At 60.8% G+C, this 24,785-nt stretch carries 19 protein-coding genes; 4 read left to right on the top strand and 15 right to left on the bottom strand.

Translation table 11 applies throughout. From position 1 onward, the window contains the following. Window positions 1–197: 197 nt before the first annotated feature. Window positions 198–872 (top strand): DUF3313 domain-containing protein, encoded by a 675-nt coding sequence (locus tag ACIOWE_RS02285; protein ID WP_401386857.1) that lies wholly within the window; start codon window positions 198–200, stop codon window positions 870–872. A 48-nt stretch (window positions 873–920) separates the two neighbouring features. Here the strand turns inward: ACIOWE_RS02285 and ACIOWE_RS02280 are convergent, their stop codons facing one another. The 15 genes from ACIOWE_RS02280 to ACIOWE_RS02210 form a co-directional block, all read right to left on the bottom strand. Next, window positions 921–3,425 (bottom strand): fused MFS/spermidine synthase, encoded by a 2,505-nt coding sequence (locus ACIOWE_RS02280; RefSeq protein WP_401386854.1) that lies wholly within the window; start codon window positions 3,423–3,425, stop codon window positions 921–923. A 209-nt stretch (window positions 3,426–3,634) separates the two neighbouring features. Next, window positions 3,635–5,224 (bottom strand): arylsulfatase, encoded by a 1,590-nt coding sequence (locus ACIOWE_RS02275; protein ID WP_401386851.1) that lies wholly within the window; start codon window positions 5,222–5,224, stop codon window positions 3,635–3,637. Window positions 5,225–5,298: 74 nt separating this feature from the next. Beyond that, window positions 5,299–6,321 (bottom strand): HAD family hydrolase, encoded by a 1,023-nt coding sequence (locus ACIOWE_RS02270; protein WP_401386848.1) that lies wholly within the window; start codon window positions 6,319–6,321, stop codon window positions 5,299–5,301. Continuing rightward, window positions 6,318–7,733 (bottom strand): hypothetical protein, encoded by a 1,416-nt coding sequence (locus tag ACIOWE_RS02265; protein ID WP_401386845.1) that lies wholly within the window; start codon window positions 7,731–7,733, stop codon window positions 6,318–6,320. The genes ACIOWE_RS02270 and ACIOWE_RS02265 overlap by 4 nt, the downstream gene beginning before the upstream one ends. Continuing rightward, window positions 7,730–9,310 (bottom strand): VWA domain-containing protein, encoded by a 1,581-nt coding sequence (locus ACIOWE_RS02260; protein ID WP_401386842.1) that lies wholly within the window; start codon window positions 9,308–9,310, stop codon window positions 7,730–7,732. Before ACIOWE_RS02260 ends, ACIOWE_RS02265 begins: the two co-directional genes overlap by 4 nt. Window position 9,311: 1 nt before the next feature. Then, a complete protein-coding gene (locus ACIOWE_RS02255) occupies window positions 9,312–10,304 on the bottom strand; it encodes a vWA domain-containing protein (RefSeq protein ID WP_401386839.1) in 993 nt (330 codons plus the stop codon). After that, on the bottom strand, window positions 10,291–10,890 hold the full coding sequence (locus tag ACIOWE_RS02250; protein ID WP_401386836.1) for a DUF4381 domain-containing protein: 600 nt from the start codon (window positions 10,888–10,890) through the stop codon (window positions 10,291–10,293). Before ACIOWE_RS02250 ends, ACIOWE_RS02255 begins: the two co-directional genes overlap by 14 nt. Further along, on the bottom strand, window positions 10,887–11,822 hold the full coding sequence (locus tag ACIOWE_RS02245; protein WP_401386833.1) for a DUF58 domain-containing protein: 936 nt from the start codon (window positions 11,820–11,822) through the stop codon (window positions 10,887–10,889). Before ACIOWE_RS02245 ends, ACIOWE_RS02250 begins: the two co-directional genes overlap by 4 nt. After that, complete coding sequence (locus ACIOWE_RS02240; RefSeq protein WP_401386831.1) at window positions 11,819–12,799, bottom strand: AAA family ATPase; 981 nt, start codon at window positions 12,797–12,799, stop codon at window positions 11,819–11,821. The genes ACIOWE_RS02245 and ACIOWE_RS02240 overlap by 4 nt, the downstream gene beginning before the upstream one ends. 16 nt (window positions 12,800–12,815) lie before the next feature. Further along, window positions 12,816–13,859 (bottom strand): hypothetical protein, encoded by a 1,044-nt coding sequence (locus tag ACIOWE_RS02235; protein WP_401386829.1) that lies wholly within the window; start codon window positions 13,857–13,859, stop codon window positions 12,816–12,818. Window positions 13,860–13,871: 12 nt separating this feature from the next. Beyond that, window positions 13,872–14,822 (bottom strand): transporter, encoded by a 951-nt coding sequence (locus tag ACIOWE_RS02230; RefSeq protein WP_401386826.1) that lies wholly within the window; start codon window positions 14,820–14,822, stop codon window positions 13,872–13,874. Between the two features lie 12 nt (window positions 14,823–14,834). Further along, window positions 14,835–16,238: a DUF1254 domain-containing protein gene (locus tag ACIOWE_RS02225; RefSeq protein WP_401386823.1), complete on the bottom strand. Its 1,404-nt coding sequence runs from the start codon at window positions 16,236–16,238 to the stop codon at window positions 14,835–14,837. A 13-nt stretch (window positions 16,239–16,251) separates the two neighbouring features. After that, complete coding sequence (locus ACIOWE_RS02220) at window positions 16,252–17,703, bottom strand: DUF1254 domain-containing protein (RefSeq protein ID WP_401386820.1); 1,452 nt, start codon at window positions 17,701–17,703, stop codon at window positions 16,252–16,254. Window positions 17,704–17,713: 10 nt separating this feature from the next. Further along, on the bottom strand, window positions 17,714–18,505 hold the full coding sequence (locus ACIOWE_RS02215) for a hypothetical protein (protein WP_401386817.1): 792 nt from the start codon (window positions 18,503–18,505) through the stop codon (window positions 17,714–17,716). Between the two features lie 319 nt (window positions 18,506–18,824). Further along, window positions 18,825–19,250 carry a YciI family protein gene (locus tag ACIOWE_RS02210; protein ID WP_401386814.1) on the bottom strand — a complete coding sequence of 142 codons (426 nt, stop codon included), beginning with the start codon at window positions 19,248–19,250 and terminating at the stop codon, window positions 18,825–18,827. Window positions 19,251–19,580: 330 nt separating this feature from the next. Between ACIOWE_RS02210 and tpx the strand changes: the two genes are divergently transcribed. The 3 genes from tpx (at window position 19,581) to ACIOWE_RS02195 (ending at window position 24,676) form a co-directional block, all read left to right on the top strand. Further along, window positions 19,581–20,081, top strand: coding sequence for a thiol peroxidase (tpx, locus tag ACIOWE_RS02205; protein ID WP_103302155.1), 501 nt, complete (start codon window positions 19,581–19,583; stop codon window positions 20,079–20,081). Between the two features lie 189 nt (window positions 20,082–20,270). Then, window positions 20,271–21,578 (top strand): MdtA/MuxA family multidrug efflux RND transporter periplasmic adaptor subunit, encoded by a 1,308-nt coding sequence (locus ACIOWE_RS02200; protein WP_401386811.1) that lies wholly within the window; start codon window positions 20,271–20,273, stop codon window positions 21,576–21,578. After that, the gene (locus ACIOWE_RS02195) at window positions 21,575–24,676 is read left to right on the top strand and encodes an MdtB/MuxB family multidrug efflux RND transporter permease subunit (RefSeq protein WP_401386808.1); all 3,102 of its coding nucleotides are present in this window, start codon (window positions 21,575–21,577) and stop codon (window positions 24,674–24,676) included. Before ACIOWE_RS02200 ends, ACIOWE_RS02195 begins: the two co-directional genes overlap by 4 nt. Window positions 24,677–24,785 lie beyond the last annotated feature (109 nt).

Genomic DNA, 24,785 nt, shown 5'->3' with positions numbered 1-24,785 from the left:
GTGCATTTGCCGTCTGGCGTGCGTTCAAGCTCGATGCAGCTTTGCCGGATGGCACGTATCTGTCAAATGACGCTTGTGAGGCATCGCGCAGTCTTGCGTGAATTTTGTGATTTGCAATCGCAATTGCCAGAGTTTTGGCTATACCTGTACCACCCCTCTCACGCAATACATCCAGGCCTTCTGACAGGAGTTACAGCATGAAGCTAGCAGTGATGATGAGCACGCTGTGCATCGCCACCCTCGGTGTGGTCGGTTGCTCCAGCAAAACCGTCGCTCCCGATGAATACTCCGGGTTTCTCAAGGACTACAGCCAGCTCAAGGAGGCCAAGTCGCCGTCCGGTGCCGAAGTGATGCGCTGGATCGATCCAAAAGTCGACATCAACAAGTTCACCAGCGTGTACATCGAACCGACCCAGCTCTATCCAAAACCACAGCCCACCGTGAAGATTCCGCAACAGACCCTCAATGGCATCAACAGCTACTACGATCAGGCGCTCAAGCGTGAACTCGGCAAGTCGTTGCCACTGGCCACAGGTCCTGGCCCGGGTGTGATCGTGGTGCGTGCGGCAATCACCGCGGTCAGCAGCAAGACCGAAGGCCTCAAGCCTTATGAAGTCATTCCGATTGCGCTGGTGGCAGCAGCGGTCAGCACCGCCAGCGGTATCCGCGATCAGGAAACCACCCTGGCCACCGAAGCGGTGTTCATGGATGGCGGCAACAACAAGGTCGTGGCCCAGGTGGTGCGCAAAGGCACCGGCAAACCGCTGGAAAACGATTCGCAAGTGATGAAAGCCGATGATGTCAAAGCCGTGATCGACGGCTGGGCTTCGGACCTGCATCAATCCTACCTAAAACTCAAATCCGGCAAGTAACGTAACCCTGCAGGAGCTGCCCAAAGGCAGCTCCTGCACTTGGCAGGATTACTGCCCGGTAAACCAGCGGAAATACGGGTTACCGCCGTCGCCGCGCATCACCTCACGAATGTCCCGCCCCCACGCATCCCGATCGCCGTCATAGGCATGCAGACTTGCCCTATAAAACTGCATCAGGCGCTGCCGGTGCGCCTCCATCCGTTCATTGAAACCGGCATCAGCGTTCAGCAGTGGCGGCGCCTGATACAGGTCGAGCAACGCCGGCAACACTCGCGTGATTTCCTTGGCTCGTACCCAGGGCGCGTACTCGATGCGCGGCTGATCGTCGGTCACCGCCGGGGCGTTGGCGGCGAAGCGTTCCAGCCCTTCGCGATCAGTGACCCAGGTCGAGAGCAGGGCGGCGGCCGAACCGATGCCGACATCCTGCAACGTGCTGCGTACGCTGTCCTGCTGAAAGCGCGCAGTGATTTTCGCGGCGTCCAATTCAATCGGCTGCATCGAACCGACCAGCAACATCTCGTGGAACTCGCTGGTCCAGAGGTTGGCGTAGGGGAACACGTCGAGGAAGCTGCGCACCAGCGAGCGCGAGTCGTCGATGTTCTGCGTCGGCAGCGGCAACCATTGCGCGACCAGACCTTGGGCCTGCAAACGACTGGCGGCCAACTGGTAGAAGTCCCGCGAATACAGATTGACCACGCCGGCCGCCGACGGCGGTGGCGGTTCGAGGGTGATCAGGTCGTACATCTGGTCGCTGCGCAGCAGTTCCTGCCGGCCATCGCGCAGACGCACATCCACCGCCGGATCGCTCGCTGCATTGAAATTGCCCTTGAACAGCGGCGCCGCGTTGACCACCGCGGGCAGCAACTCAGCGACCACGCGATGCTCCAGCCCCGGATAGCGCAGCATGGCGCCTGCGGTGATGCCGGTGCCGAAGCCGATCACCAGGGTCGAACGCGGTTCACCGTTGTGAATCAGCAGCGGCAGCAGCGCTTGAATACGCATGTATCGCAGCGACGGCATGGCATCACCGGTGTTGGAAACCCCTTGGATGTACAAACGGTGAAAGGTGTTTTCGCCTTTACCTTGGGCGACCACCGCCACGGTGCCGCTGCGACCTTCTTGATAAAACGCCAGCGTGCCATTGCGTGCGCCGGGCAACAGGCTGGCGATCTTGTCGACTGGCGTCAGCACGGCGAACAGTACCGAGACCAGACCCAGCGCCACCACCGCTTGGCGCCGACCTTTCTTCACATGATGTCCCTTGCGCACCGCGCAGTAACCGACCGCCGCCGCAATCATCGCCAACAGGCCCAGCGTGCGCACCAGCCCCAGCAGCGGGATCAACAGGAAGCCGCAGAGCATCACCCCGATAATCCCGCCCAGCGTGTTGAACGCCACCACCGCGCCGACATCTCGGCCGACCCGCTCGTGGCCGACACTCAGGCGCAAGGCCACCGGAAACGCCGCGCCGAGCAGCAGCGTCGGCACGAACACAATGCTCAGCGCCGCGACGGCAAACCGTGCGCTCATGCCCACCAGTTCACTGGCGCCCAGGCTCAGCAACCACATTTCGGTCTGGCTCTGGGCCAATACCAGCCAGCGCCCGAGCAGGGCGATTTCCACCAGTGCGACCAGCCCGGCACCGGCAATCAACAAGCCAAACACACCCCACGGATCACGAATGCGCTCAACGCGACGGGCGAGCAGGGCGCTGCCGATGAACAACCCGGTCAGATAGGTCGCCAGCACCACGGCGAAGGCGTAGGTGCGAGTACTCATGAACTGCACGATCGATTGCGACCAGACCACTTCATATCCGAGGGCCACGCCACCGGCGATGGAATACAGCCATAACGCGGTGCGGTCGGCGGCTTTTTCGTGGTGATGTTTGACCGGCGCTGCCACCGGAGTCTGCTGACGGCGCTGCCAGCCCAGCGCAGCGGCCGCCGCGAGCAGGTTGAGCATCGCCGCAAACAAGGCACTGCCGCGCACGCCAAGGGTGGCGATCAGCACGAATGCTGCGAGCAACGTGCCGACAATCGCGCCCAGGGTGTTGGCCGCGTACAACTGACCGCCGGCTTTGCCCGGATCCACCGCCAGCGCACGCACCAGCACCGGCAGGGTGCCGCCCATCAACACGGCGGGGAGGCCGACCAGCGCAAACGGCAACAGCCAGGCGAGCAAACCGACGTGACCTTGCAGCCAGGCAAACCCGCTGGCGGAAACACTCAAGGCAAACGTCGCACCGACGCCCAATAGCGCAACCAGCACTTCCAGCCCGGCGTAGAGCAGAACGGGTTGCTGCAAGCGATCCGCCCAGCGTCCGAACCACCAGCCACCGATGGCCAGCCCGGCGAAAAACGCGCTGATGCCGGTGGTGATTGCATACACCTCGACGCCGACCACCAGCGACAGCTGCTTGATCCACAGCACTTGATACACCAGCGCCGCGGCGCCGGAGACGCACAGCAGCAGGGCGGGGATCAACAGCGCGGGGGAAGCGGTGTGCGAAGCGGGTATGGCCGACGGCTTGCTGGCGATACGTGAGGACATGCGGATTGCCTTGTTCCAGTTCGAAAATTACTGCGACTGTTCGGGCCAATCGCTGGCAAGCCAGCTCCCACAGGGGGGCTTTGGTGAACACATCTTTCGTGAACAACCACAATACCTGTGGGAGCTGGCTTGCCAGCGATTGGGGCCAACTCGGTCCCAGATCAAAAAAAGGGCCGCCCGCCGGTGAGGGCGGGCGGCGGTCGAGCGTCTTACTGTGCAGCCGGTGCCGCTTTCATTTTTTCAGCGATTTTCGCGTCAACCGCAGCACGGATCTGGTCGATGCTGAAGCTGGCCGGTTTCTGGCTCGGTGGATACTCGATGAAGGTTTGCAGGAACGCTGCCGATTTCTGCACCGCTTGCGCGGCGAGGTAAACGTTCTTGGTCTGCCAATCGTAATACTGATCGGAAACCACGTCGGCACGCTCGTACGGGTCCATTCTCAGGTTGAGGATTTTCGGTACGCGCAGGCACACGAACGGTTCGCTCCAGACGCGGAAACCACCCGGTTCGCGCTGTTCGCAGAACACCACTTTCCAGTTATCGAAGCGCATCGACACCAGCACGCCGTCGTCATTGAAGTAGTAGAACTCCTTGCGCTCGCCTTTAGGCTGTTGGCCGGTCAGGTACGGCAGTTGGTTGAAACCGTCCAGGTGCACCTTGAAGTTGGTACCGCCAGCCGTCGGCGCCCAGCCCTTGAGCAGCTTGCCTTTGACGTCGGCATCACCCGCCGCCGCGAGCAGGGTCGGGAACCAGTCCATGCCCGAGAACAGCTCGTTGGACACTTCATCCGGTTTGATCTTGCCCGGCCAGCGAATCATCGCCGGGACCCGGTACGCGCCTTCCCAGTTGGAGTTCTTCTCGTTGCGGAACGGCGTGGTCGCCGCGTCCGGCCAGGAGAACTGGTTCGGGCCGTTGTCGGTGGTGTAGACGACGATGGTGTTGTCGGTGATTTTCAGGTCATCGAGGGTCTTCAGCAGTTTGCCGACATCGGCGTCGTGCTCAAGCATGCCATCGGCGTATTCGTTGCCGGGCATACCGCTCTGGCCCTTCATCGAATCACGTACGTGAGTGAATACGTGCATGCGCGTGGTGTTCATCCAGACGAAGAACGGCTTGTCAGCCTTGGCCTGTTTCTCGATGAACGCCTGTGCGGCGGCGGTGGTTTCGTCGTCGATGGTTTCCATGCGCTTGGTGGTCAGCGCGCCGGTGTCTTCGATCTTGCCGTCGGCGAAGCTGTGAATCACGCCACGCGGGGTGTTGGCCTTGACGAATTCGGCATCGTCCTTGGGCCAGTACGGACGCTCCGGTTCTTCTTCAGCGTTGAGGTGATACAGGTTGCCGAAGAATTCGTCGAAACCGTGGTTGGTCGGCAGGTATTCATCCTTGTCGCCCAAGTGGTTCTTGCCGAACTGTCCGGTGGCATAACCCAGGCCCTTGAGTGCCTGGGCAATGGTGATGTCGCGTTTTTGCAGGCCCACCGGCGCGCCTGGGATACCGACTTTCGACAGGCCGGTTCGCAGTGGCGTTTGCCCGGTAATGAAAGAAGAACGGCCGGCGGTGCAACTGTTCTCCGCATAGTAGTCGGTGAACATCATGCCTTCTTTGGCGATGCGGTCGATGTTCGGCGTCTTGTAGCCGACCACGCCCATCGAATAGGCACTGATATTGGTCTGGCCGATATCGTCACCGAATATCACCAGAATGTTGGGTTTTTCAGCCGCTGTGGCAGTTGCCGACAGCGCCATCACCGAGGTTGCCACCAGGGCGAGTTTCGGTAGCCACTTGCGTATGCGAGTCATCTGACTTGCTCCTTTTGCGCGGGGGTGTCGCCTGCAGCGACTTACGTTTAATGCGGTCCTGCGTTACGTTTTTCTTATTGCACTTGCTCGGTTGCCGGTGGATCGAACGGATAGATGCGGCGCCATTCGCTCGCCATGTCCACCACGGTCCAGCCACGGGAATTGGCTTCATCGAGGGCCTTGTCGAGCCGGCCGATGTCGGATTTACGGTCGTAGGCCCATTCACGTTTGGCGTCGGTGTGATGCACCAGCCCCATGAACCGTTTGCCGGGGCCTGCGGCGGTCCACTGCAACATTTGCAGGTCACCGTCGGAATTGCCGAACGCCAGAATCGGCCGCTTGCCGATCACCGCGTCGATGCTCTCGGGTTTGCCCGGGCCATCGTCGTTGTGCGCCAGTTTCGGTGTGCGCACGATCGAAGCCTTGCCGTCCTTGAACTGGAACGCGGTGACGAACGTGGTGCCGATCACCTGTTCCGGCGGAATGCCATAGACCTTCTCGGCGAAGGCACGCATGAACGCGGTGTCGCCGCCGGAAACGATGTAGGTCTTGAAGTCCTGACTGCGCAGGTAGTCGAGCATTTCCAGCATCGGTTGGAAGATCATTTCGGTGTATGGCTTGCCGGTTTTCGGGTGGCGCGCCTGACTCAGCCAGGTCTTGGCGTAATCATCGAACGCCTCGGTGGTCATGCCGGTGTGGGTGGCGCCGAAGATCTTCAGAATGCCGTCCATGCCGGCGGCGGCGAGAGCCTTGTGATCGTTTTCGATGACAGCCTTGAACGGTTGGGTGGTTTTCCATTCCGGGTGCTGCGCTGCGTTGCGCTTGACTTCGTCGAGGGCGAACAGCAGCTCGAAATACATCGGCTGCTCGCTCCACAGCGTGCCGTCGTTATCGAACACGGCAATCCGCTCGGCGGGTTTGACGAAGTCCTTGCTCGATTGGTCGGTCACGGTCTGGACGAATTCGATGATGCTCTTTTTCGCCGGACCGTCGTTCCATGAAGGCAGGGGTTCGCTGGCCTGAGCCAGCAGTGGCAGTGCCAGAGCGAACAACAGGGCCAAGCCATAGCGTTGGCGATGCAGCAGCGGATGGGTCATGGGAAATCCTTCTCGTGACCAGGGTTGAGCGGGCGCAGGGCCGGGGTCGCATCGAGCTGTTGCTGTCTGACCTGACTGTGAAGCGTAGACAATGATTCTCGCAGTTGGCCCAGAGATTGATCGGTGGTGGGCTGACGCCCGTAAAGGCCACGTAACAGACCTTGCAGGCGCGGGCCGGCGCCGGTCAGTTTCAGGCCCAGGCGACTGCGGCGCAGCCACAAATACAAGGCACTCAACTGCGCAGGTTTCTCGGTCAGTTGCGGGTCGATTTGCTGCCAGGCGAAGTCCGCCGATTGCAGCCACGCATCCCGTCGAGCCTGTTTGCGTGCCTGCCATTTCTGCCGGGCGCGGGTGAACGCGGGGCGCAGCAGATAACCGCCGCCGATGACTGCACCGAGCGCGGTCAGCCACAGCAGCCAGCGCGTGGAGAGATGCAGGTGACTGCCGCCCAGTTGCTTGAGGTCTTCACTGATCGAGAACACCGGTTTGTAGGCGCTGTTGGCGGCGGCGTCGAAGCTCACAGCCGGGACGTTCGCGGTGCGTAGTTGCTGCGTGCTGGCGTCCCACCACTTCACATCGATGGCCGGCAAGGCGTGCGAGCCGGCCTTGTCGATGCGGTAGGTGACATTATCGATACGCTGACCACCGAGGATGTCGCCGCGCCCGTCATCCACGCTGGTGACCTGCGGCGTTTTCGCATAGCGGCTCAGCCCCGGGACATCGCCGAGTGCCGGGATCGGCAGGGCCATGGCCAACGCGCCGTCGGCTTGCAGGGTCAGTTGGCGGGTGATGCTGTCGCCGATTTTCAATGGCGTGGCCGAATTGACGACGCTCTGGCTGAAGCGCACAGCGTTGGCCACCAACGGCGTTTCGCCGGGTTGGAAGCCGGGCGGCTGGGCGGCGCTGAATTGCACGGGTTCGCTGTGTGCGCTGATTTCTGTCATGGCCTGACCGGGCGTGGCGCGTACGGTCAGCGCCGGGATGTCGTAGCGTTGCGCGACATTCGGGGTGATCAGGTAGCTGTAACGCAGGCCGCTGAAGGATTGTCCATCGATGGTCTGGTTGAGGTGTTGAGCCTGACCGTCCGGCGGCATCACCAATGCACCGTCAAGTTTCAGCTCGGGCAGGGTGGCGGCGCTGGTGAACCAGGTGTCGGTGAGGACGTCGACTTGCAGCTCGATCAGACCGCCGACCATGGCGCCGTCAGCGGGTTGCAGGTGGGCATGGACTTTGAGCTGCGGTTCGGCGGCAAAGGCACTGAAGCTGATCAGACTGATCAGCAATACAGTGCTGATTCTTGTGGTAATTGATCTGGCCGCTTCGCGAGCAGGCTCGCTCCCACAGTAGATTTGCTGGGTGCATACAACCAATGTGGGAGTGAGCCTGCTCGCGATGGCCGCGACTCGGTTCATGGCTTGGCCCCCGCCTGATCCTGCAAGCTGAACTTCTGCTTGAGAAATTTCGCCGGCGACGTGTTGAGGTTCTGCAGCCACAACGCATCCGACGTCGCCTGTTCGGTCTTGACCGCTTTGCTCTGGCCCTTGCCCGGCGGCTTGTCGAATTTCACTTCGTCAGGTTTGGTTTCAGGGGCGTTTTTTTCGGCGCTTTCAGTGTCTTTCAGCAAGGCCTGCGCCAAGGCCAGATTGGCCGTGGCTTCGGGGAACTGTGCTTGCAGCTTCAGCGCTTGCGTGTACGCGGCAATCGCCTGATCGAACTTGAAGCGCCGCACGTAAATATTGCCCAGATAGAAATACGCCTGCGGCGTGTCCAGCCGCGCGAACGTCGCCAGCGCAAGGTCATAATCCGCCGCGTGATACGCCGCGACGCCTTTCCAGTACGGGTCGACAAACAGTGCGGCGGCCTGTGGCAAATGCCCATGCTCGAACGCCCAGCGACCCTGTTGATCACGGGTGAAAAACGCATCGGTCAGCCCATTGGCCTGCGCCGGTGCGGCCGGCCAGCCGAGGCCCACAGCGAGCGCCAGTGCCGGCACCCAGTTGACGCTCCAGCCCTTGCGCACACTGAACAGCGCCAATAACAGCAGCGGCCAGCACAGCCAGTACCCGGCGTCTTTCCAGTGCAGTTCGCGCTGTTCGGCGCTGGCGCTCTGGAAGTGTTGTTGCGCGTGCAGTTCGATCCAGTCCAGATCGTCGTCGTTGAGGGTCAGGCTGCCAAGCGGCGCATTCAGTGCCGACGCCAGTTTTTTCAGCGCGGCCGAGTCGAAACTGCCCAGCGCCGGACGCCCGTTGGCGTCGGTGCGCGGCTGGCCATTGGCGTCGCGAATGATGCCGCCATCCTCGCTGCCTACCGCGAGGACCAGGACCTGCAAGTCGCTGCCGTCGAGGTGTTTGGCGAGGCCTGCGAGTTGCACGGTGTCGGCGCCGTCGGTGATCAGCAGCAGACTGCCTGGGGTTTTTTCGGCGTCGAGCAGACGTTTGGCCTGATCGATCACCGCACCGACGTCCTTGCCCGGTTTGTCGATCAATCCCGTGCCCAAGGCCTGAATGAAGGTGTCGAGCAGCGCTGGATCATCGGTCGGCGGCAAGACCAGATGCGCACTGCCGGCGTAAGCGATCAGCGCAGTGCGCGCACCGGCGCGGCGCTGGATCAGATCGTGGAGTTTGTGTTTCGCCGCTTCCAGTCGCGACGGCTGTACGTCGGTGGCATCCATCGACGGCGACAGATCGACAGCGACAATCAGCGGTGCACGGTTCTCGAGAAAGTCCGGACGATCCTGCTCCCAGGTCGGCCCGGCGGCAGCGACCGCGCCGAGGATCAACAGCGCACACAACAGATGCACCGGGCGCAGGCGTTGATTGTCCTGCGGAGTGACCAACAAGTGCGGCAACAAATGCTCGGCGATATTGCCGCGCAGGCGTCGTTGCAGGTCGCGGCTGCGGCGCCAGATCAGCGGCAGCAACGCGCCGAACACCGCGAGCAGAAGCCACAGCGGGCGCAGGAAGTGGAAGTCGCTGAGGTTGATTTCCATCTCAGGCCTCCTGCCGCTGACGTGCGAGCGAAAGCCTGGGCAGCAACATCGCCACGAGGTGATACAGCGCCAGCAACAGCATCGCCGCGCCCAACGGCCAGTAGAACAACTCCCGCTGCGGCTGGTGGCTGAGGGTTTTCACCTGATGCGGGGTGAGGCGATCGAGGGTGCTGTAGACCTGATCCAGCGCGGTACGGTCTTCGGCGCGGAAGAATTGGCCGCCGGTGGTTTTGGCGATTTGTTCAAGCCCCGGCAGATTGACCTTGGCTTCACCCGACGCGGCCGGATCACCGATGCCGATGGTGTGGATCACCACGCCTTTGTTGGCGGCCATCTCTGCGGCGTGATCCGGAGTGATCGCGCTGCTGGTGTCATTGCCGTCCGTGAGCAGAATCAACACTTTTTCCTGCTCGTGGGCCTTGTCGAGCAGCTTGAGACTGAGACCGATCGCATCGCCAATCGCGGTGTTCGGCCCGGCCATGCCGATACCGGTGTCAGCCAGTAACAGCGACAGGCTGGCGTGATCCAGCGTCAGCGGTGCCTGCGGATAGGCCCCGCTACCGAACACGATCAGGCCGAGGCGGTCGTCCTTGCGCTTGTCGATAAAGCCTTGCACGACTTCTTTGACGGCAGCGAGGCGATTGATCTTCTCGCCGCTGGCGTTGGTGAAGTCTTCGGTTTCCATGGACTGCGAGATGTCGATGGCGAGCATCAGGTCACGCACCGGTTGCTGGCGTTCGATCGGTTTTTCGACGAACACCGGGCGTGCCGCCGCCAAAAGAATCAGCACCCACACCGCGAGGTTCAACAGCAATTGCCAGCCATTGCGGCGACTGCCGGCGTTACTTGGGGCCTGGCCGACGGCGCGGCTCATGGCGCTGAAAAACGGCACGCGCACGGCGCTGCGCGCTTCGTTGTAGACCGGCAGATAGTGGTAAGCCAACCAGGCGAGTGGCAGCAGGAGCAACAGCCAGGGGTAATCAAGCTGCCACATGATGGTGCTCCACCCAGTATTGGCAGGTGTCGAACAGTGCTTGGCGTTGTTCGGCGGGGAGGGCGAGCAGGGTGTCGTCGGGGGCGTAGGCCAACTGGGCGAGTTGCTCGCTGAAATCGGCCGGGAGCGGTTTCTTGCTGTGCTGCTGTAAAAAGCCTTGCCAATCCTCCCTTCCAAGCGCCGCAACCCCCTGTAGGAGTGAGCCTGCTCGCGATAACGATCGATCAGTTGATGAATGCGTTGAATGTGATGACCCTTTCGCGAGCAGGCTCACTCCTACAGGGATCGGGTTTCGACCAGGGGATTGGGTAGGCATTGAAAGGGCTACACGTTTCAATAGCTCAGGCAATTCGCGCAGCGCATTGAGGTCATCACTGCGATCACGCAGTTGCGTCAGCCGCACCAGCGCTTCACGTCGATATTGATCACGCCGCCATTGCAGATGACGTCGCACGCCAATCACGATCGCCAGTACGATCAAAAGCCCCAGCAGCACCCACCAGCCCCAGGTCTGAGGCGCATAACTGACCGGCGCGGGCAGGCCCAACTCCTTGAGTTGTTCGATGCTCGGGACGTTCGGATTCATCGCCGCGGGCCGGCAGTCTTGCCAAGTTCGGCACGCAATTGCGTGTGCGCTTCTTCGGCGGTGCTGAACATCATCAGCGGCACACGGCTGCGGCGAAGCAGGGTGGCGACGTCCCTGAGACGCCCCCCCAGGTAATCGCCCAACGGCTGATGCACGCTGCGCTTCTCGACCGCCAGCTCCACTTGCAACTGGCCCTGGGTGATCAGCAACCGGCCATTGGTCGGCAGCTTCAGCGCCAACGGATCGTAGACTTGCAGGGCGATCACGTCGTTGTGCGCCGACAGTTGCCGCATCAGTTGCAAGGTGCGTTCGCCGGCCCCGGCGAAATCGCTGACGATGCAGATCAGATGATCATGCCCGGCCAGCGCCAGACAACGCTGCAGCACTTTGTCGAGTTGGTCTTCACCTTCGGCATCCGGGTTGGCGACATTCAATGCCTGATTCTGTTCGGCGATGCGACTGAGCAACGCTTCCACGCGTTTGCGGCTGCGCAACGGGGCAATGCTGTCAATGCGCGAGTCATTGAAAACCAGTCCGCCGACGCGGTCGCCGGCGTTGAACACCATCCACGCCGACAGCGCGGCGAGTTCGGCTGCCACGGCGGATTTAAAGCTGCGTTGCGAGCCGAAGAACATCGACATGCGCTGATCAACGACGATCAATGCCGGACGGTCGCGCTCTTCGGTAAAGGTGCGCACCACTGGTTTGCCGGTGCGCAGCGAAGCGCGCCAGTCAAGGTGACGCAAGTCGTCGCCGGGCTGATAGCGGCGCAGCTCATCGAAGTTCAAACCACGCCCGCGCAGACGCGAGGCATGGTTGCCGGCAAGGATGCTGCCTTGCGGCTGGCGCGCCAGAAAACTCAGGTCACGGGCCTTGAACTCCAGCGCCATCAACTGCGCGAGAGAGACGTAGACCAGACCGTCAGCGTTCACGCGGGGATCGTCACTTTGTCAAGAATCCGGTCCAGCACCTGATCGGCCGTCACGCCATCGGCCACCGCGTCATAACTCAATTGCAAACGATGACGCAGCACCGGATGCACCACGGCACGGACGTTGTCCGGCGAAACAAAATCCTGGCCCTGCAACCACGCATCGGCGCGCGCGCAGCGATCCAGACCAATGCCGCCACGGGGACTGGCGCCAATGCTGATCCAGCGTCTGAGGTCTTCGTCGTAGTCGGCGGGGTGGCGTGTGGCGTTGATCAGGTCGATCAGATAGGTGTCGATGGCCGGCGAAACATGCACCGCACTGACTTCCTTGCGCGCGGCAAAAATCACCTCCTGCGACAGACTGAAACCCTTGGTCGGCGCGGTGTTCGCACCCTGGGCGAACTCCTCGGCGCGCAACAGACGCAAGACCTGGCTTTCATTGTCGGCACTGGGGTAATCGAGCAGGACTTTCATCAGAAACCGGTCCATCTGCGCTTCCGGCAGAGGATACGTACCTTCCTGTTCGATCGGGTTTTGCGTCGCCACCACGATGAACAGTTCCGGCAGCAGATGACTGTTGCCGGCCACGGTGATCTGCCGCTCTTCCATGGCTTCGAGCAGCGCCGCCTGGACCTTGGCGGGGGCGCGGTTGATCTCGTCGGCGAGGATCAGGTTGCCGAACAGCGGCCCTTGCTGGAAGCGGATTTCGTTTTGCCCGGCGACCTGATGCAGCACCTCGGCGCCGGTGATGTCCGATGGCAGCAAGTCCGGGGTGAACTGAATCCGGCTCATCTTCGCGTCCAGGTGTTTGGCCAGCGCCTTGACCGTGCGCGTCTTGGCCAGCCCGGGCAGGCTTTCCAGCAGCAAATGCCCGTTGGCCAACAGTCCGAGCAGGATCTGCCGGATCACCTGATCCTGGCCGAGCACCGATTCGGCAATGCTCGCTTGCAGGGCGTTGAGGTCGCTGAGTGCTGTCATGACTTGTGCTTCCTTCTCAAAACATGAACGTCGGAATGACCGGAATGAACGACAGCCGGAAATTCCAGCGGCTACTGATCAGGTCGTCCGGGTGAATCGCCGAGTACTGGATCTCGCCAGAGATGCGTACCGGCAATTTGCCGAAGTTGAAAATCCGCCCGGCACCGATGCCGATGGGGAAGGTGACTTTGTTGCCGCCCTCGGCTTTCCAGTTGACCGTGACGTTGGGGGTCATGCCGATCCGCCATTGCTCCGGCCCTGGAATCGCCCGCTGAATGAAGTACTGCACGTTGGTCAGGCTGACGTCCTTGCGTTTGCTGTCGCCGCCCACCGACCACCAGTGCTGCGGAAACACGCCGAGGGTCCAGTCCGGGCCGAGGTAGGCGGCGACGAACGCCGGGCCGAGGGAATATTTGCCGGTGCCGAGCACGTCTTCTTCGGCGGTGGGGAACATCGCGGTCGGGCCGAAGCCCCAGACCATTTTGCCGCCGCCGGCAAAGCGAATCGGCTCCTTGGGCGAGAACACGCCGACGTAGGCCAGATCGCCGAAGCCGCTGGTGCGGTCAAACGGGTCCTGCACGACTGAGGCGAAGTCGCCTCGATCGTGTAGCAACTCGTTCGGCCCCATGCCGATCAGGTTGCCGGCTTTGTGATTGACTGGCGCGCTGACGTAGCTGATGGGGAGGCGGTTGATCAGGTTCCAGTCCTCGCCAATTGAAATCGGGAAGGTCGGCATGAAACTGTATTTGCCGAGCATCCGCGTGCCGTTGCTGTTCGGACCTTTGAGTGCGGTGTAGTCGTACTGGTTGAACAGCAGCACAAGGTTGCCGACCGGGTTGTCCATCAGCTTGGCGATTTGCTCGGTGGACGGATCGCAACCGGCGGCGACGACTTTTTTCAGGTCGATGTCGAAGTCCTGCTGAAGTCGATGGCAGGTTTCCGGGTCACCCTTGCCGGCAATCTGCGCCGGGGCATCACCCAGGGTCGGCAAGTCGCCACTGGCACAAGCAATACCGCTGAACAGCGCAGTGCATAAGGTCAAGCGGCGGGTAATAGCCATCCCTGGCTCCTTCTAGAAAAACGCCAGGGTCATGTTGACGCTGATGCCGTTGCCTTCGGGGCGGTTCTTGGTGTCGAACTCCGGCACCCAGCGTGCACTGAAACTGGCCTGCGTGTCGGCGAACTTGCCGCTCCAGCCGACGGTAGGGCCGGCACCGACCGAGCGTCCGCGAAAGCCATTCAACGCATCGGCGGTATCGCCTTTGTCATCGCTGATCTGCTGGATGTAACCGGCGGCCAGCCCTGCGTTCCAGCCACTGCCGAAACCGTAGGTCCACAGCGCATCAAGCGTGAAAATATTGCCGTTGCGATAATCCGTGGCGTCGTTTTCGGTGTAGAACTCAAGCCCGCTCGACAGGGTGAACTCGCCGCCCTTGCCGTCGAGATGGGTGAAGGCCACGGTCGGCATGAACGTGTAATTGTTCTGTCCGGGGTTGGCCAGTCGGTTGTCGTTGTACGCGCCTGCCGGGACGTAGATCGGCAGGGAAAACGAGATGTGGTTCAGCGCGTCGAAGTGATAACCGGCAGCAATCGGCGTGATCAGCGGGTCGGCGAACTGAGTGCCGGAGTCGCTGGTGCCGAGGGTGCGACCACGCGGGCCGGTAACAGCGGCGTCGATGTCGGTGTATTGCACCGGAATGCCGATGGCCGAAGCGAAATTCCACGGCCCTTTGCCGGTGTCCCAGACGTGGGTCAGGTTGGTCATGGTGTACGAGACTTTCATGTCGATGCCGGCACTGACTTCGCCGGAAATCGGCGCACCGCGACTGCCCTTCAGAGAACCGTCGTACCAGATACTGGTCACCGAAACCACCCAGCCCGGTTCCGGTGGGATGACCCCCGCATTGGAATACACCTGTTGCCCGGTAATCGGCCGGCCAACCCCGCCCTCGGCGGCGTACAACAGCGGACTGCCGAGCATGCACAGCGCCAGCATCGGGCGCACAACGTAAGGCTTGACCATCACTGTCTCCGTTTATTGTTTTGCATCGACCGGGGTCAGCAGCGGAATCTTCCATTCGCCACTGGCCACCTGCGGCTGTGGCAGGTAAATACGCAGTACCCCATAAAACGGCCCGTTCGGCGCCGGCAGCCAGTTGGCCTGTTTGTCCTTGCCGGGATTCTTGTGTTGCACGTAAAGGGTCAGCCCGCCGTCGGCATCGAGCCTCAGATCCGCCAGCATTCGTGAGTTGATCAGGTAACGATTGAGCGGGTTGGCCACCAGCAATTGATTCTTGCCGTCGTACATCGTCAATGACCAGAAAGCATCGGCCGGCGGCAGGGCGCCCTTGTCGAAGTGCAGGGTGTAGTCGTGTTTGCCGGCGTCGACTGGTTGGCCGTTCTTGTCGACGAAATAGCCGATGTAATTCGCCTCTTCGGCGGAGTTGCCAAAAATGCCCACTTTGGCGCCGGTGTAGCGATACAGGTAGTTGCCCTTGAGATGATCGCGGGTGCCGAAGAAGTCGCCGCTGGTGACCTGGTGGGTGTCGATCTTGTCTTTCTTGAGCGTGGCGAATTCGGCCTTGGCGTCGCTGATGCCGTCCTCAAGAGCCTTGTGTTGTTCGGCGCTGAGGGACTTCAGATCGAACGGCTGGCCGGCGCCGATTCCGATTTTCGCGAAGCGTGCGAGCAGGTCTTTCTCGATATCCTGCGGCGGCGTAAAGGCGAGCATGAAGTTCAGGTAACGGAACAGATCCGGGGTTTCGCTCATGGTCGGTGTCGGTTTCGGCCAACTGACCTTCGGCGCCGGGGCCGGGGCTTTCTGTTTGACGTAATGGCTGAGGGTTTCGACCTTGTAGCCCTTCTGGATCTGCTTGACCTTGGCCAGGTCCTTTTCATCGAACAGCTGTGTGCGGTACAGGGCGTAGGCGATGTTGCTTTCGCTACGCAGCAGCCGATCAATGTTGACCGGTTGCTGCCCCTGCCAGTCCGGGCCGGCAATCATGAAATGGCCGCCGTTGTTGCCGGTGCTGCGCGTGCCCAGATAGGCGAAGTTCTGCGTGTAGGCGTCGATCAATTGCACTGAGTAATAACGATGCTCCTCAATAGGCGGCAAGGTCAGGATCAGTGGCTCGGCGCGCAGATCCATCCAGACGAACGAGTAGGGCGTATCGGCATTCGGCGTAACGAATGCGGTGTCCTTGGCGGTGAAAGCCTTGGCGGTATTGCCAATTTGGTTGAACGGCGCCTTGTAGTTAGGGCTTTTGCTGTCGACGGCCTGGGTGTAGAGGGTCTTGTACATCTCGACCACCGGGAAACCGTACAGATAGGCTTCCTTGGCGATACCACGGGCCTCTTCCGGGCTTGCGCTGAAGTCGGCCCAGGCGCTGGTGCTCAACGCGAGGGTCAGGCCGGTGAGCAACAGATGGCGTGTGTTCATGAGTTGTCCTTAATCACTGCACGACAGTGATGTCGTCGAGTTTCCAGCTCTTGTCGAAATAGGCTTCGGTCGGCGCATACAGGCGGAAATAGCTGAACCAGTGTTTGCCGGGCAGGGTCTGCACCCAGTTGTTCTCGAAACCTTTTGGCGCGGTCGGGCCGAAGTACAGGTCGACCGAACCGTCGGAGTTTTTCTTCAGGTCCTGACGCGACGACAAATCGGCCTTTCGCTGCGGGTTATCGATCAGGCAACGGCTGTCGATGTCGTAAACAGTCATCGACCAGAACTGCTTGGCGGGTGGCGGGGTGCCGACGTGCAGGCGATAGCTTTTGCCGCCATCCAGCCATTCACCTTTGGCATCGGTGTAGGCGCCGAGGTAGGTCTGGCCCAGCCCCGGCGTTTTCGAAATCATGCCTTTGGTGTTGGTGACCGCCTCGTAGAACCAAGCACTGCGCTCCCACAACTGGTCGTAATAGGCCACGCGTTGCGACGGCTCGGCGATGTTCAGCACGGTGTCCCAATGCCGATCCGGCCAATACTGCGCATCGGGGAAACGCTTGGCGAAGGTGTTGGCCTTGGCGATCAGCTCACCGACCTGCGCGCCTTGCTCCAGCGCCTGACGCTGATGGGTGTTGGGGTTGAAAGGTTTGTCTTTCTCGATGCCGAGGCTGGCGAGCATGGCCATATAGAAACGGTCGCGTTCATTGACCGGCTCCTTCTGGATGATCTGATGCAAGCGTTGCCAGTAAGCGATACTGCGTGGCTGCGTGCCCGACCAGGCTTTGCCGCCGGGGGAGAGCAGACGGGTTTTGCTCGGCTCGCTGCGCTTGGCGTACGGGTACATCTTGAACTGCTCGACCAGAGCCTTACCTTTGGCTGGGTCCGGATCAAGCACGCGGAAACCCACCAGCACATTCATGGTTTCCGATTTCGCCAGGTAATACTTGCCGGCATCCGCTGGCGGCTCTGCGCCCGGTGGCAGCACCAGGTATTTGCCACCCTGACCTTTGTCCGGCCCGGTCTGGCCCATGTCGATGATCGCCCGTTGCCAGAAATCACCGATGCCGCCAGCGGTCGGCCCCGGCGGCAGCTCGATTACCAGCGGCCCGGTTTCGCTGAGGTCGACGAAACCGAGAATGTACGGCGTGGTGGCGTTGGCGGTGATCACCCCGAGTTTGTCTTCGTAGCTGTTGAGCACCATAAGGTCGCCGCTGCGAGCGCCGAGTTTGTCGCGAAACTCTTCCTGCCACTGCGCGTAGGACACCAGCGGCAACGCCCACAGATAACTCTGGGTGGCCTGCTGGAAATCCAGTTCGGCATAGAGTTTGGCAATTGACTCATGGGCCGGCAGTTCGCCCTGCATGGCGATCTTGCCGATCGGCGTATCGAGATCCTGAGCGCCGACACCGCAACTGACAAACATGGTCATCAGGCTGAAGCCGGCGGTGCGAAGTGCACTGTGCATGGCGAAGTCCTTATTTGCCGAACGTGACGTTGATGCCAGCGAACAGGGTGAATTGCGGCAGGCCATCGCCTTTGCGTTCGACCGTCCATTGCGGCTCGACAAAAGCGTTGAGAATGTTGCTGCCGGATTTCCACACCTTGCCTGCGCCCAGACCGATCGGGATGTAGTGGGTGTCGTTTTTCAGGTCGAACGTCCAGGTGCCGGTGGAACGCAGGTACCAGCCTTTTTCCAGGTTATGGATGATGAAGGGTTGCATCGTGGCGGTTTCGACGTGGGGCCGATCGTGATCGCCGGCGAACGAACTCTGATACTGCACCAGTGCGCCGAGCAGCCCGCGCGGCGAAGAATCAATCGCTATCGCGGCAAGGCCGGCCTGCCATTTGCCGGTGCCCAGTTCATCCTCGGCAGCGGTCGGCGCGGTGATTTGCGGGCCGATGCCCAATTGCACGCCGTCAGTCTTGAGCAGGAAGATATCGAACAGATTGAGGTCGCCGATGCCAGTGCTGTAGCCGCCGTGCGGGTCGGGGCGGGTGCTGATCGGCATGGTTGCGCGGAGCAATTGCGGCACACCGATGAAGTCGTTCGGCGCCACTGGCAACGTGCCGCGCAACAAAGCGTCGTTGGTATGGACGTTGCTGTCGTAAAGCCTGGGTGTGTAGTAGTCCTGAAGGTTGGCGCCGGGGGCCAGGTTCAGCGGGTTGTTACTTTTGTTGGCCTCCTCGGCGTTATTTGCCCAGGCAAAACCTGTCGGCGTCAGCGAACTCGCCAACAGCAAGGCGTAGCATCCCCATTGATTCAACATAATTCCCCGATTCCCTGGTGCTCATTCGGACGCTTCGGCACTTGGCGGCCGTTGACGGCATTATCCCTTTCTTATCAAGCCTGTAGGACACGTCTGAATGAAGCTAGCAGCTAAGCGGGAGTTAGCCAGTCGAATGGATTAATTCTTTGGTTTTGTGCGCGAGATCACGGGAAAGTGTGCTGAGCATTCCCGCTTTTCGCAGGAACTGCCGAAGGCTGCGATCTTTTGATCTTGTTTCAGAGAGTGCAACTGAAACTAAATCTGTGGGAGCGTGCTTGCCCGCTCCCACAGGTTGATGGCATTCCATGCGCGGGTCGGGTCAGGATTTCTTCGCTTGGTCGCGGATGCGCTCTTCCTGCTCACGCAACTCCGGCGTGAATTCCGCACCGAAATCCTCGGCAGAGAATATCTGCCGGATTTCGATGTCCGAGTCGCTGCCCGGCATCGGGTTCGGGCAGCGCTTGACCCATTCGATGGCTTCTTCTTTGGACTTCACGTCCCAGATCCAGTAGCCGGCCACCAGCTCTTTGGTTTCGATGAACGGCCCGTCAATCACCGTACGTTTGTCACCCGAGAAGCGCACGCGTGTGCCCTTGCTGCTCGGGTGCAGGCCATCCGCGGCGACCAGGATGCCGGCCTTGGCCAGTTCTTCGTTGAAATTGCCCATGGCGGTCAGCAACTCTTCGCTGGGCATGACGCCGGCTTCGGAATCGGCACTGGCTTTGACAAGGATCATGAATCGCATGGCAGTTACTCCAGAGAGTGTGAGGGACTCACTACTTAGTCGAATGAGCTGATCACGAATCGACAGAGTCTCCAAAATAAATGATGCACATCGGATATCTACGAAGATCCCTGTGGGAGCGAGCCTGCTCGCGAAGGCAGCACATTCAGCATAGCGTTGACTGACAGGTTGCTTTCGCGAGCAGGCTCGCTCCCACAGGTAATCGGGTTGTATGCAATTTCACGGCAAGAACATGACAATTTTGGTTGAGGCATAGGTTGTAGAACAATTTCGTGGTTAACTTCGGCCCTTGCGTGATTTTCTAAAACAACGTTCAGAAGGACTCAAGTCATGGCTCAAGTCACCCTCAAAGGCAATCCGGTTCAAGTCAACGGCCAGTTGCCACAAGCCGGTTCCAAGGCGCCAGCCTTTTCTCTGGTTGCCGGCAATCTGTCCGACGTCACCCTGAAAGACTTTGCCGGCAAGCGCAAAGTGCTGAACATCTTCCCAAGCGTCGATACCCCGACCTGTGCGACTTCCGTACGCAAGTTCAACGCTCAGGCCAACGAAGTCGCCAACACCGTGGTGCTGTGCATCTCGGCTGACCTGCCGTTCGCCCAGGCACGCTTCTGCGGCGCCGAAGGCCTGGAAAACGTGCAGAACCTGTCGACCCTGCGCGGCGCCGAGTTCATCGAAAACTACGGCGTGGCCATCGCCGACGGCCCGCTGAAAGGCCTGACTGCCCGCGCAGTCGTGGTTCTGGACGAAAACGACAACGTCCTGCACAGCGAACTGGTCAAGGAAATCGCTGAAGAACCGAACTACGAAGCTGCACTCGCCGTTCTGAAATAAGTGCTCTGAAACAATCGCTTTTACAATTGTTAACGGCCTGGCCCTGTCCAGGCCGTTTTCATTTGTGTATCAGTGTTTTGCCTCACACCTTGAAACGTAAGTTGAAGGTAAATTGCCGGTAAAGCTGCTTTGCTTTACCCCCACCAGTGCTTATCGTTCAGCCTCCTGTAAAAGAAGCCCACGCGCCCAATGGTTAATCACTCCATGCAATCATCCCCCCGTAACTCCCGTCGCTGGCTGATCAGCCTGCTGATCTTGTTGGTTATTGCCGTCCTGTGCTGGAAATTCTGGCCGGCCGGTTCAGCCCACAAGGAGGGCGGTGAGAAGGCTGCGGCCGGGCACACCGGACGTTCGGGGATGATGCGTCCAGGCTTCGGCGGTGGCTCCGGGCCGATTCCGGTGCGCGTGGCGCCGGCGGTCACAGGGGACTTCCCGCTGTATTACAAGGCGCTGGGTACGGTGACTGCGTTGAACACCATCAACGTGCGCAGCCGGGTCGGCGGTGAGCTGGTGAAGATCAACTTCGAAGAAGGGCAGATGGTCAAGGCTGGCGACCTGCTGGCGGAGATCGATCCGCGTCCTTACCAGAACGCCTTGCTCCAGGCCGAAGGCACCTTGTTGCAGAATCAGGCGCAACTGAAAAACGCACAGGTCGATGTCGAGCGTTATCGCGGTCTGTTCAAAGAGGACAGCATCGCCAAACAGACCCTCGACACCGCCGAAGCGCTGGTCGGTCAGTACCTCGGCACGGTCAAGACCAATCAGGCGGCGGTCAACGACGCCAAGCTCAATCTCGAATTCACCAAGATCCGCGCGCCGATTGCCGGTCGCGTTGGCCTGCGTCAGGTCGACGTCGGCAACCTCGTCGCGGCGAACGACACCACGTTCCTCGCGGTGATCACCCAGACTCAACCCATCAGTGTCGCGTTTACGCTGCCGGAAAACAGCCTGGAAACCGTGCTCGCGCGCTATCGCAGCGGCGCCAAACTGCCAGCCGAAGCCTGGGATCGCGGCGACACCAAACTGCAGGCCACCGGCGTACTGCAAAGCCTCGACAACCAGATCGACGTCGCCACCGGCACGCTGAAATTCAAGGCCCGTTACGAGAACCGCGATCAGTCGTTGTTCCCTAATCAGTTCGTCAACGTGCACCTGCTGGCCGACACGCTCAAAGGCGTGGTACTCGCACCGTCAGCAGCCATCCAGTTCGGCACCAACGGCACGTTCGTCTATGCGCTGGAGGGTGACAAGAAAGTCACCATTCGCCAGTTGAAGATCGGCGCCAGTGACGGTGAAAACACTGTGATCACCGAGGGTCTGGCGGCGGGCGATCGCGTGGTACTCGAAGGCACCGACCGCCTGAAAGAGGGCAGCGAAGTGGAGGTGGTCAACGACAGCAATCAAGTACCCACCACGCCGACTGAACACTTGCAGGGCAAATCTGCCGCTACCCCGACTGACGCCACTGTCACTGAAAAGGCCAAGAAGGGCGCATGAACATTTCGCGGCTGTTCATCCTCCGACCGGTAGCCACTACGCTGAGCATGCTCGCCATTGTGCTGGCCGGCCTGATCGCGTATCGCTTGCTTCCGGTGTCGGCGCTGCCACAGGTCGATTACCCGACCATCCGCGTCATGACCTTGTACCCCGGCGCTAGTCCGGACGTGATGACCAGTGCCGTCACCGCGCCGCTTGAACGTCAGTTCGGGCAGATGCCGGGCCTGACGCAAATGGCCTCGACCAGTTCCGGCGGCGCGTCGGTGCTGACCCTGCGTTTCAGCCTCGACATCAACATGGACGTCGCCGAACAACAGGTGCAGGCCGCGATCAACGCCGCGACCAACCTGCTGCCGACTGATTTGCCGGCGCCGCCGGTGTACAACAAGGTCAACCCGGCGGACACCCCGGTGCTGACCCTGGCCATCACTTCGAAAACCATGCTCCTGCCCAAACTCAATGATCTGGTCGATACGCGCATGGCGCAGAAAATCGCCCAGATCAGCGGCGTCGGCATGGTCAGTATTGCCGGCGGTCAGCGTCAGGCGGTGCGGATCAAGGTCAACCCGGAAGCACTGGCCGCCAACAGCCTGAACCTGTCGGACGTGCGCACGCTGATCAGCGCGTCCAACGTCAACCAGCCGAAAGGTAACTTCGACGGCCCGACCCGGGTGTCGATGCTCGATGCCAACGACCAGCTGACGTCGCCCAAGGATTACGCCAACCTGATCCTCGCCTACAAGAATGGCGCGCCGCTGCGGCTCAAGGACGTCGCGGAAATCGTCGACGGTGCCGAGAACGAGCGTCTGGCCGCGTGGGCCAACCTCAATCAGGCCGTGTTGCTGAACATCCAGCGTCAGCCGGGTGCCAACGTGATTGAAGTGGTCGACCGGATCAAGGCCTTGCTGCCGAGCATCACCGACAACCTGCCGGCCGGTCTCGAAGTCACGGTGTTGACCGACCGTACCCAGACCATCCGTGCCTCGGTCACTGACGTGCAGCACGAACTGCTGATTGCTATCGCTTTGGTGGTGATGGTGACGTTCCTGTTTCTGCGCCGTTTCAGCGCGACGATCATTCCGTCGGTGGCCGTGCCGCTGTCGCTGATCGGCACCTTTGGCGTGATGTACCTGGCCGGGTTCTCGGTCAATAACCTGACCCTGATGGCCCTGACCATCGCCACCGGTTTTGTGGTCGATGATGCGATCGTGATGCTGGAAAACATCGCGCGTTTCATCGAGGAGGGCGACAGTCCGATGCAAGCCGCGCTCAAGGGCGCCAAGCAGATCGGGTTCACCCTGATCTCCCTGACACTGTCGTTGATCGCGGTGTTGATCCCGCTGCTGTTCATGGCCGACGTCGTCGGTCGACTGTTCCGCGAATTTGCCATCACCCTGGCGGTGGCAATCCTGATTTCTCTCGTGGTATCGCTGACCCTGACGCCGATGATGTGCGCACGTCTGCTCAAGCGCGAGCCGGAAGAACATGAGCAGGGCCGTTTCTACCGGGCCAGCGGTGCGTGCATCGACTGGATGATCGCCGCTTATGGCCGCAAGTTGCAGTGGGTGCTCAAGCATCAACCGCTGACGCTGCTGGTGGCCATCGGCACACTGGCACTGACCGTGTTCCTTTATATGGTCGTGCCCAAGGGGTTCTTCCCGGTGCAGGACACCGGGGTGATTCAGGGTATTTCCGAGGCTCCGCAATCGATTTCCTTCGCCGCGATGGGTGAGCGTCAACAGGAACTGGCCAAGGTCATTCTGCAAGACCCGGCGGTGCAGAGTCTGTCGTCCTACATTGGCGTCGATGGCGACAACGCCACGCTCAACAGCGGCCGCTTGCTGATCAACCTCAAGCCTCACGGCGAGCGCGATCTGACCGCCACCGAAGTGATTGCGCGCCTGCAACCGCAACTGGACAAACTGGTCGGCATTCGCCTGTTCATGCAGCCTGTACAGGACCTGACCATTGAAGATCGGGTCAGTCGCACGCAGTACCAGTTCAGCATGTCTTCGCCGGATTCCGAATTGCTCAGCGAATGGAGCGGGCGATTGGTCGAGGCACTGGCGCAGCGTCCCGAACTGACTGATGTTGCCAGTGATTTGCAGGACAAAGGCTTGCAGGTCTATCTGGTCATCGACCGCGATGCCGCTTCGCGCCTCGGCGTTTCGGTGGCAAACATCACCGATGCGCTGTACGACGCCTTCGGCCAGCGGCAGATTTCGACCATCTACACGCAGGCCAGTCAGTACCGCGTGGTCCTGCAAGCGCAGGCCGGGGAGAAGATCGGCCCGCAGGCGCTGGATCAGATTCACGTGAAAACCACCGACGGTGCGCAAGTACGCCTGTCGAGTCTGGCCCACGTCGAAGAGCGTCAGGCGCAACTGGCGATCACCCACATCGGCCAGTTTCCAGCGGTGATGATGTCGTTCAACCTCGCCCCTGGTGTAGCGCTGGGTCACGCGGTAGACATCATCGAGCAGGTACAGAAAGACATTGGAATGCCGGTTGGCGTGCAGACCCAGTTCCAGGGCGCGGCCGAAGCGTTTCAGGCGTCGCTGTCGAGCACCTTGCTGCTGATTCTGGCGGCGGTGGTGACCATGTACATCGTGCTCGGCGTGCTCTACGAGAGTTACATTCACCCGATCACCATTCTCTCGACCCTGCCGTCGGCGGCGGTCGGTGCCTTGCTGGCGTTGCTGCTCAGCGGTAACGACCTGGGCATGATCGCGATCATCGGCATCATTCTGCTGATCGGCATCGTCAAGAAGAACGCGATCATGATGATCGACTTCGCCCTCGATGCCGAACGCAACCAGGGCATGGCGCCCGAGGAAGCGATCTATCAGGCGGCACTGCTGCGTTTCCGGCCAATTCTGATGACCACACTGGCGGCACTGTTCGGTGCGGTGCCGTTGATGCTGGCGACCGGTTCCGGTGCTGAGTTGCGTCAACCGCTGGGTCTGGTGATGGTCGGTGGCTTGCTGGTGAGCCAGGTGCTGACGCTGTTCACCACGCCGGTGATCTACCTGAATTTCGACCGTCTCGGCCGTCGTTTCGGTAAAACCGATGCCGACACCGAAGAGGTGGCGGTATGACTTCACCCCCAGAGCTAACCTCATGTGGGAGCGAGCCTGCTCGCGAATGCGGCGTTTCAGTCGCTACACATGCTGGATGTGACGACCTCTTCGCGAGCAGGCTCGCTCC

The organism is Pseudomonas sp. NPDC087598 (genome assembly GCF_044743525.1).
Lineage (GTDB): Bacteria > Pseudomonadota > Gammaproteobacteria > Pseudomonadales > Pseudomonadaceae > Aquipseudomonas.
Note: the sequence above shows the minus strand (reverse complement) of the source record. Positions and strands in the feature narration are given on the sequence as shown.